This window comes from Dyella mobilis, from assembly GCF_016904945.1.
In the GTDB taxonomy this organism is placed as follows: Bacteria; Pseudomonadota; Gammaproteobacteria; order Xanthomonadales; family Rhodanobacteraceae; genus Dyella_B; species Dyella_B mobilis.
This window is the reverse complement of the sequence record NZ_JADIKF010000019.1, coordinates 1-4,030: the sequence shown is the minus strand read 5'-3', so window position 1 is coordinate 4,030 and position 4,030 is coordinate 1. Positions and strand designations below refer to the sequence as shown.

At 58.7% G+C, this 4,030-nt stretch carries 1 protein-coding gene; it reads left to right on the top strand.

Annotated elements, in window-relative coordinates; all coding sequences use genetic code 11:
* Nucleotides 1-4,030, top strand: a 4,030-nt coding sequence (locus ISS99_RS00095; RefSeq protein WP_204629528.1) for a non-ribosomal peptide synthetase, incomplete at both ends; no start/stop codon positions are given.

Sequence of the window (4,030 nt, the reverse complement as noted above, 5' to 3'; positions counted from 1 at the left end):
ACGATGCGCAGCCTGAACTATTGCTCAGCGATGCCGTGGGACGCCGAGCCTTGGGCGATACGGCACTGGCTTGCGTGCCTGCACTGCATCTGGATACATCACCACTGCCGTGGTCCACTCAGTCACCGAGCAATCCCGATGCGGCAGTGCTCGGGTTGCATTCCCGCCATCTGGCCTATGTCATCTATACCTCCGGCTCCACCGGAAAGCCCAAGGGCGTGATGATCGAACACGCCGCGGTGTGTCATCAAATTTCGGCCCTGCAAGCCAGCTATGGCTACGAAAAGCACGACCGCATCCTGCAATTTGCATCAGTGTCTTTTGACGCATCCATCGAAGAAATTTTTGGCGCACTGCTGACTGGCGCCTCTCTCGTACTGAGGACTCAGGCGTGGCTTACATCGGTCGATGACTTTATCGACAATTGCGCATTGCACCAGATAACGGTAACCAGCCTGCCAACGTCTTTCTGGAGTCAGTTGGTCAATACCGAAGGTCGCAAAGCACTGCCCAATACGCTGCGATTAATGGTCATTGGCGGAGAAGAAGCCAGCGCGGCAACATTAAAAGCCTGGTGTAGCCAGGAAGGCTATCGGCCGGAGCTGATGAATTCCTACGGGCCAACGGAAACGACGGTCAACGCCACACTGCAAAAGATTCGTCCTGAAGGTCCGTGGGGTTCGATCGGCCGCCCGATCGCCAATACGCGCATCTATCTGCTGGACGCCAATCGCCAGCTGGCGCCGCTTGGTGCAGCCGGAGAAATCTACATCGGTGGTGCCGGTGTCGCGCGCGGGTACTTGAATCGTCAAGAGCTCACGGCTGAACGCTTTCTTCCCGATCCGTTCAGTCTGCAGGCGGACGCGCGGATGTATCGCTCCGGCGACCTGGCTCGTTATTTACCTGATGGCAACCTGGAATTCCTGGGCCGCAATGATCACCAGGTGAAGATCCGAGGCTTCCGCATCGAGCCGGGCGAGATCGAAGTCCGCTTGGCAGAACATCCGCTGGTGCGTGAAGCCGTGGTCATTCCTCGCGAAGACATTCCCGGCGACAAGCGCCTGGTGGCCTATGTCACCATGACTGAGAGTGGACGTGGTCAGAACGAGTTCGTTTCGACGCTTCGCGCGCATCTGAGCACGCAGCTTCCCAACTACATGGTGCCGGCGGCCTTCGTACCGTTGGAAAGCCTGCCGTTGACTCCCAACGGCAAACTCGATCGCAAGGCGCTGCCGGCGCCGGACAGCGATGCATACGCACGTAGCACCTACCAAGCACCGCAGGGCGAGACCGAACGAGCTTTGGCCGCCCTGTGGGAAGAGCTGCTCGGTGTGGAAAGTGTGGGGCGAAATGACCATTTCTTCGAGCTTGGCGGTCATTCGCTGTTGGCCGTGCAATTGATGGCCCGCTTGCGCCGACAAGGGCTGGGCGTCGAGATCCGCGCGCTTTTCAGTACCCCTGTACTGCGCGATCTGGCCGCCACGCTTGGAAGCTATCGCGAGATAGCAGTGCCTGCCAATGCCATAACCTCGCAAAGCACGGCCATTACTCCGGACATGCTTCCGCTGATCGACCTGACTCAGGCCGATATCGATCGCGTCGTTGCGCAGGTGCCGGGTGGCGTCGCCAATATCCAGGATATCTATGCACTTTCGCCGTTGCAGGAAGGCATTCTGTTTCATCATCTGCTGGCGACCGAAGGCGATCCTTATCTTCTGATCAGTCAGATGGCTTTCGCTGATAGGGACTTGATCGATCGCTATCTCGGCGCGATTCAACGAGTTGTCGATCGCCACGACATTTTGCGCACGGCCTTTGTCTGGGACGGTTTGTCGACACCCGCACAGATTGTCTTGCGAAAAGTGGTACTCCCGGTCACCACCTTGAAGTTCGATCTGCAGGATGGGCCGATCCAGGAGCAGCTGGCTCGCCGCTTCGATCCAAGGCAGCATCGCCTCGACCTTTCGCGAGCACCCTTGCTCCAGTTCGTGGTGGCGCAGGATACGGAGCATGGACGCTGGCTGTTGTTGGAACTTCAACATCATCTGATAGGCGATCACTCCACCCTGGAGATCTTGCATGCCGAAGTACGTGCTTTCTTGTCGGGGCAAGATCACGCGTTGCCGGTACCGCAACCCTTTCGCAACCTGATCGCCCACGCACGCCTGGGCCTGTCTGCCGCTGAGCACGAGCATTTCTTCCGCGGCATGCTTGGCGATATCGATGAGCCCACCACGCCTTTCGGCCTGGTCGACGTACATCGTGATGGTGCACGCGTCGGACAGGCCCATCAGATGCTGCCGAAATCGCTGAATCAGCGATTGCGCGCACAAGCGCGCCGCCTTGGCGTTAACCTTGCCAGCTTGTGCCATCTCGCCTGGGGGCAAGTCGTTGCGAAAACGAGCGGGCGTGAGTCCGTTGTATTCGGCACCGTTCTTTTCGGACGCATGCATGGCGGCGAAGGCGCCGATCAGGCGATGGGTTTGTTTATCAACACGTTGCCGATACGGCTCGATCTGGACGATACGGATGTCGAAACCAGTGCGCGCAAAACGCACGACAGGTTGGCGGAGCTGTTACGTCACGAGCACGCTTCGCTTGCTTTGGCCCAGCGTTGCAGCGGACTTGCCGGGTTGGGGTCGCCCTTCAGCGCTTTGCTCAATTATCGACACCATGTCTCGGCTGCTGCGCTGGACACTCCTGTCGTCGAAGGACCGGAACGGCTAAGCGGTGAGGAACGCAGCAACTATCCTCTTACTTTGTCGGTAGAGGATCTTGGCGATGGACTGGGCCTGACCGTCCAAGTCGTGCAACCGGTCTCGCCGTTGCGAGTATGTCGATTCATGCAACGCGCACTGGAGCAATTAGCCGATGCCTTGGAGCACACTCCCCACGTGCCGGTGCGTCAGCTCGATGTGCTTCCGCTGGAAGAAAAGCAGCTTCTGTTGACGAAGTGGAATCAGACCGACGCAGCGTATCCTCAGGACCAGTGTATCCATGAGCTGTTCGAACAGCAGGCGCTGCGCACACCTGAAGCAACGGCCGTGGTGTTCGAACATCGATCGATCAGCTATGCGCAACTGAATGCGCGGGCCAATCACCTCGCTCTTCAGCTGGTTGCCGAGGGAGTACGCCCTGGGCAACACGTGGTGACGTTGATCGAACGCGGCAACGCCTTGGTCGTGGCGCAATTGGCGATACTCAAGGCTGGCGCCATCTATGTGCCCGTTGACACGCAGGCCCCCGCTTCCCGAGCGAACTGGATAGCTTCCGACTGCGGAGCAACTCACGTGCTGGTCGACGAGATGCGTGCGCTGACCGCTGCTGTCGACCTGCCTGTCATTGTCGTATACGACAATGAGATTGATGCCGCCGCCTACGCAAGCAATCCCGTGCTGGCGAGTGGCGACGAGGATGTCGCCTATGTGATGTACACCTCCGGTTCCACGGGACATCCCAAAGGCGTGCGCGTGCTGCATCGAGGGGTTGCACGCTTGGTCATCAACAACGGATATGTGGTGTTCGATACGCAATCCAGGGTTGCCTTTGCATCCAATCCGGCGTTCGATGCCAGCACCATGGAAGTATGGGGACCCCTTCTCAACGGCGGCGCCATCGTCATTATCGATCGCGATTCGACGCTGGATCCTGCCCGTTTTGCACAGGCTTTGACGCATCACGCCGTTACGACCCTATTTTTGACCACGGCACTGTTCAACCAGCACGTACGCACGATTGCGCCTGCTTTGGCGCGCTTGAAGTATCTTCTTTGCGGCGGCGAGCGCAACGATCCAGAGTCGTTCTGGCAGTTGCTGGAGCATGGAGGACCTCAGCATCTCATCCATTGCTATGGTCCTACGGAAACGACGACCTTTGCATTGACTTGCGCCATCGATGCGTCCTATCGCAGCTGTACCAACTTGCCCATTGGCCGCCCGATCGCCAACACACGCATCTACGTGCTGGATGCGCATCGTCAACCGGTACCGCGCGGCGTTGCCGGCGAGCTGTACATCGGCGGAGCCGGTGT